This window comes from uncultured Chitinophaga sp. (assembly GCF_937874145.1).
GTDB lineage: Bacteria > Bacteroidota > Bacteroidia > Chitinophagales > Chitinophagaceae > Chitinophaga.
Genome location: NZ_CALNBI010000369.1, coordinates 1 through 5,890, shown reverse-complemented (window position 1 = coordinate 5,890; position 5,890 = coordinate 1). Strand labels below are relative to the sequence as shown.

The window sequence follows — 5,890 nt, the reverse complement described above, 5'->3', positions numbered from 1 at the left end:
AGTTCCTGGCCGCCAAACCCAATGCCCGCTTCGTGATGCTGGACAACTGCCTCACCGGCTCCTTCCACCTCGATGAATACATCGCAGGGTACTATCCCTTCGGCGGCGGCAACAATATCGTGGCAGTGGCCAACAGCATCGGCGTATTGCAGGACCTCTGGGCCACCGAGCTCCTGGGCCTGCTGCAGCACGGCGTGCGCGTGGGCAACTGGTTTAAGCACACCGCTTACCTCGAAACCCACATCATGGGCGATCCCACCTTCGCCTTCACCGGCAAAGGCCCCAAAGACCTGAACGACGCCATCACCGGAAATTACAACGCCGCTTACTGGAAATCGCTCCTCCAAACGCCCGACGCCGATATCCAGGCGCTGGCGCTCGTGCACCTCGACGGCAAGATGGACAAAGCGGCTTATTCCGCCCTGCTGAAGGAAACCTACTTCAATTCAGGCTACGAGTCCACCCGCATGCAGGCCTTCCAGCAGCTGAAGAAACTCAATAACGCGGATTTCGTCACCGTTCTCAAAGCGGCCACAGGCGATTCTTTCGAGTTCATCCGCCGCCGTTCCCTCTACGAAATGGGCGAAAGCGGCAGCGATGAGTTTGTGCCCCACATCGTCAAAATGATCCTCAACGACTACCATTCCGAGCGGATCAACTTCAAGATCAAATCCACCCTGGCGCTCATGAACCCGCAGCCCATCGTGAGCGAGATCAACAAGCAGGTAACGCCCGAAACCATGGTGCACTTCGAGTCCAGCAAGGAAGAACTGCTGAAAGCCGCGGCTTACAACGAGAAGAAGCTGAAGCAGCTGAACGATACCATCCTGGCCAAAAACAAGACCGACAAGAGCCGCATTTCCGAAATCACCATGATGCGCGCTTACCGCTATCACCAGACGGTGCCCGCGATGGTAGCCATCGTGCGGGACGCGGACAACAGCGAAGCCGTGAAAATGGCCGCCCTGGAAGCCCTCAGCTGGTTCCCCCGCTCCTGGAAGCGCGACGAGATCGTGGCGCTCTGTAAAGAAGTGTCTGCCTCCGATAAATATCCGGCGGCGCTGAGAACGCAGGCCCGCAAGAACCTGAATATTTTTCTCTGATAACGATATATACCGACGATGAAAAAGTTACTGAATGTTATAGCCTGCACGCTCCTGGCCGTTTCGGCCTCGGCGCAGGCAAAGAAGCCCAAACCCATCCTGCCCGCGGACGTACAGATCCGCGTGGCGGTGATGGCAGCCCCGAAGGAATTCCGCGACAGCGCCACCGTACTGGGCTATACGCCCGACGGGAAGCTGACCGTCCTTCGCCAGGGCACCAACGACATGATCTGCCTGGCCCCGAACCCCAAACAGTTCGGCGTGTACGTGTACGCTTACCCCAAAAGCCTGGAACCGTTCATGGCCCGCGGCCGCGAACTGACCGCACAGGGCAAGCTGCGCCAGAAGGATTCCACCCGCGAAGCGGAAATCAAATCCGGCAAGCTGTTCATGCCTAAAGAAGCCACCATCATGTATGGTTACTGGGGGAAAGACGAAGCGCTCGTGCCGGAGACCGGCGAGATCAAAGACGGCCAGCGCCGGTATGTGGTGTATATGCCATATGCCACCGGCGCCAGCACCGGATTGCCGACAGAACCCGCCGAACCGGGCATGCCCTGGCTGATGGGAGCAGGCACTTACAAAGCACATATCATGATCAATCCGCCGGATATGGGCGGGCATAGTCATAGTCACTAAAGACGAATCAACAACTTATGGCATTAAAATTTTCTTTTACACGATGTGTAAATGCGGGGAGCCTATTGATGTTACTTTTCCCGGTAACGGCCCTCGCACAGCAGGATAAAAAGGCATACAGGATAGGAGGGACCGTCTACGAAACGCGCGCCGCCAAAAGCCGGCCGCTGCATTACGCTTCGGTTTCCATCCCCGCATACGGCATCATCGCGCAGACCGACGGGAGCGGCCGCTTCGAACTGCCCAACGTGCCCGCAGGCGCCGCCAGCCTGCAGGTGAGGTTCCTGGGCAAGGTGACGATCGATACCGTTTTGCAGATCCAGGGAGATAAAGACCTGCAGTTTACCATGCAGCAGTCCGACTTCCGGCTGGTGGAAGTAAACGTAACGGCGAAAACCACCACCGGCAGCAACGGCACCGCTTCCCGCATCTCCCGCGCGGCCATCGACCACCTGCAGGCCAACAGCCTGGCGGATGTAATGGCGCTCATTCCCGGCGGCGTGACCGTCAACCCCGACCTTACCAATGCCAAGCAGCTGAACATCCGCAACGCCGGTTCCAATACGGAGAACATGAACGCATTCGGTACCACGATCATGATGAACGGGGCGCCGATGTCGAACAACGCGAACCTCCAGTCGCTGGCGCCCGGCATCACCGGCGGGTCAGCGTCCATCGGCGGGGGCGCTTCGCCCAACGCGGGCTTCGACGTGCGGAATATCTCCATGAACAACGTGGAATCCGTGGAAGTGATCCGCGGCGTTCCCGGCGTGGAGTACGGGGATGTGACGGCGGGCGTGGTGATCGTTAATACCAAGGCCGGCGCACAGCCGCTCACTATCCAGGGCAGGACGAACCCGAACGTTTACCAGTTGTCGGCCGACAAGGGCTTCAACCTCGGCAAGCGCAACGGTGCGCTGAACCTCGGGATGGATTACGCCTACAACACCAACGATCCCGTGCAGCAATACCTGAAATACCGCCGGTTTACGGGCAGGGCGATGTATTCAAACACCTTCTTTAAGCAGCTGTCCACCACCACTTCGCTCGACCTGTTGTACGGTAAAGATACGCGCAATGCCAACCCCGACGACCAGGTGACCAAAACCGCGTCCAGCGGCGAAGACCTCGGGTTTATCTTCAATACCCGCGGTACTTACCGGGTCAACAAGAAATTGTGGCTGCGCAACATCAACTACGTGGCCAGGGTAGGGTATACGGTGAAGAACAGCTTTTACGAAACGCAGAACACTTCCGCCAATGCGCCGTATTCCATGACTACGAACAACGGCAGCATCCTCACCAACAAACCCGGAACAGATATTTTCGATGTGGACGGCAATAAGCTGAACACATCCAATCCCCTCGACCAGGGCTACTTCGCTACCTATCTGCCCAGCACCTATATGGGCCGCTATGATATCAATGGTAAAGAACTGAACACCTTCTTCAAGGCGTCGGCAACGTTCTTCAACAAGATCGGCGCTACCAACCACCGCTGGATCCTCGGGGCGGATTTCAAATCCGACAAGAACTTCGGTGATGGTAAAACCTTCTCCGACACGATGCCCCCGATGCGCAGCTTCTCTTCCGTTAATTCGACCTTCCGGAAACGCGCCTTCAGCGATATCCCCGCATTGACGCAGGTGGGCCTGTATGCAGAAGAAAACTTCAACACCCGGATAGCAGGCCGCCGTTTCGAGCTATCTGCCGGTTTGCGCTTCGATAACTTCTCGGGTGGGCAGAACGCATTGTCGCCCCGCCTGAACGCCAGCCTGGAGATCGTTCCGCAGGTATTCAGCATCAACGGTGCTTACGGTAAACTGGCCAAAGCGCCTTCGGTGATGTACCTCCATCCAGAGAACGCTTATTTCGAATACGTGAACATCAACGAGATCGGGGTGAGCAATATCCCTGTCGGCCAGCAGGTGCTCATGACCACCACCCGCGTGTTCAATACCGAAAATCCCCACCTGGAAATCGCGAAGAACGAAAAGGCCGAGATTGGCTTCCGCCTGAACGTAAACCAGGCTACGTTGCGCGTAACGGGTTATAAGGAGAATATGGATAACGGATATTCCATGAACCGCTCGATTTACGGCTACAAACCCGTTGTGTTCAACGAATACCGCCGTACGGGCGACGGGTCGCAGCCCATCTACGAGCTCGCGGCCAGCAACAACGTGCTTGCCGGGTTCTACATGCCCACCAACAACCTGGTCTCCCGCACCAAAGGAATCGAGATGGACCTCGACCTGGGGCGCTTCAAAGCCATCCGCACCGCCTTCTCGCTGAACGGTGCGCTGCTCACCACCGAAAGCTACAACAAGGATTACACGTACTTCGACGACTTCAGTGGCAACGCGGGTTCCGACAGAACGCATATCGGGCTGTACGAAGCGGGGATGGTGAAAAGATATGACCAGTCGGCCGTAACGATGTTGCGCGCCACGCATAACATTCCGCGCCTCGGTTTCGTGGTTACGCTCACCACGCAGGTGATCTGGAACGAAAGCAATTACCAGCGTTTCGGCAACGACAGCATCCCGGTGAAATACATTTCGAAAGAAGACGGGCAGGTGTATGATTACGACGTGAAGCGCAAAGACGAGCCCGAGTTCAAGGACCTGCTCCGCAACGTGAACCGCATCACGGAAGTGAAGGAATCCTGGCCGCCGCTCGTGACCTTCAATATCAACGTTTCCAAGGAGATCGCCGATTACATGCGGGTTTCGTTCTTCGCCAACAATATGTTCAGGACCTACCAGCGTGCCGAATCCAAAAGGATTCCGGGCACTTACGAGAAACGGGGCAACCGTTTCTTCTACGGGCTGGAATTATCGTTAAAACTTTAACAGCAAGCACATGAAAAATGCAACATGGCTCATGGCGGCCGCGGTACTGGTAACGGTGTTGACGGGCAGCTGCAAAAAAATAAATGAAGGGTTGGATGCGGAGAAAGCAGGCAACTATACCATCCGGGTGAAAGCCAAATCCACCATGTCCAACATCACCAACACCGAAGGCCTGAAAGTGGTGTTCGAGAACTTCACGGAAGGTTTCCGGAAAGAAGATGCGCTGGGCGCGGATGTGACGGCGGTGGACGGGCTGATTCCCGGCCTGTACAGCATCAACGTCAGCGGCAGGGTGGAAGACGCCAATGGCGACGTGTATTACCTCAACGGCGCGAAGATCAACTTCCCGGTAACGAAAAACGACATGCTCGTGGAAATCGATGTGGCCGGCCTCAAAGTGAGCCCGCTCGTGTTTTCAGAGATCTTCTTCGCGGGTACTACGCCGTTCTATTTCCGGAACCAGTTCTACGAAGTATACAACAACTCCACAGACACCATCTACCTCGACGGCCTCTGCTTCGCGAACCTCACGCCTACAACGGCCACTACTACGCTGCCCCGCTGGCCGGAGGAAGATGGCAATAATTTCGCTTACGCGGAACGCATCTGGAAGGTGCCCGGCAACGGCACGCAATACCCGCTGGCGCCCGGGGAATCCTTCTCCATGGCGCAGTTCGCGGCCAACCACCAGCTGCCGCAGTACAGCCCAACGTCGCCGATCGACTGTTCTGCCTCGGAGTTCGAGTTCAACATGAACAATCCCAACTTCCCGGATCAGCCTGCCTTCGATATGGAGCACGTTTTCTACAACGGCAACGCCGGCAAGGGAACGCTGCCGCAATACCTGGTGTCTGTTTTCGGCGGGGCGTATGTCATCTTCCGCGTACCGGAAGGCGAAACCTACGATCCGGTGAACAACCCGGCGCTGAAGACGCGTAACCTCGCATCCGCTTCCACTACGGTGTTCGCCAAAATACCCATCCGCTATGTGCTGGATGCGGTGGAAGCAGGGCATAACGAAAACATGATCGCCGCCAAGCGCGTGCCCTCGGTACTGGATGCCGGGATGACGTACGTGGGCGCCACTTACAACTCGCTGGGCGTAGCCCGCAAAGTGTCGGATCAAAAGAACGACGACGGCACCCCGATCTATTTGGATACCAACAACAGTACCGAAGACTTCGAGCGCGGCGTGGTGCCGCAGTTCCGCCGCCACGGCTCCAAAATGCCCGCCTGGAATCATACGAAGTAAGTACCCGTAACAGCTAATAATGATGAAGAAATTATATATCA

The 5,890-nt window shown here is 56.6% G+C and carries 4 protein-coding genes; all 4 read left to right on the top strand.

What is annotated here, in order from left to right; all coding sequences use genetic code 11:
- On the top strand, positions 1-1,103 hold a 1,103-nt coding region (locus Q0510_RS18125), incomplete at its 5' end, for a hypothetical protein (RefSeq protein ID WP_298715024.1).
- Between the two features lie 18 nt (positions 1,104-1,121).
- On the top strand, positions 1,122-1,742 hold the full coding sequence (locus tag Q0510_RS18120) for a hypothetical protein (protein WP_298715022.1): 621 nt from the start codon (positions 1,122-1,124) through the stop codon (positions 1,740-1,742).
- A 68-nt stretch (positions 1,743-1,810) separates the two neighbouring features.
- Complete coding sequence (locus Q0510_RS18115; protein ID WP_298715025.1) at positions 1,811-4,597, top strand: TonB-dependent receptor plug domain-containing protein; 2,787 nt, start codon at positions 1,811-1,813, stop codon at positions 4,595-4,597.
- Between the two features lie 10 nt (positions 4,598-4,607).
- Positions 4,608-5,849 (top strand): DUF4876 domain-containing protein, encoded by a 1,242-nt coding sequence (locus Q0510_RS18110; protein ID WP_298715020.1) that lies wholly within the window; start codon positions 4,608-4,610, stop codon positions 5,847-5,849.
- Positions 5,850-5,890 lie beyond the last annotated feature (41 nt).

Coding starts and splice junctions, on each gene's coding strand:
- Q0510_RS18120 (WP_298715022.1), top strand. CDS start 1,122: ATGAAAAAGTTACTGAATGTTATAGCCTGCACGCTCCTGGCCGTTTCG.
- Q0510_RS18115 (WP_298715025.1), top strand. CDS start 1,811: ATGTTACTTTTCCCGGTAACGGCCCTCGCACAGCAGGATAAAAAGGCA.
- Q0510_RS18110 (WP_298715020.1), top strand. CDS start 4,608: ATGAAAAATGCAACATGGCTCATGGCGGCCGCGGTACTGGTAACGGTG.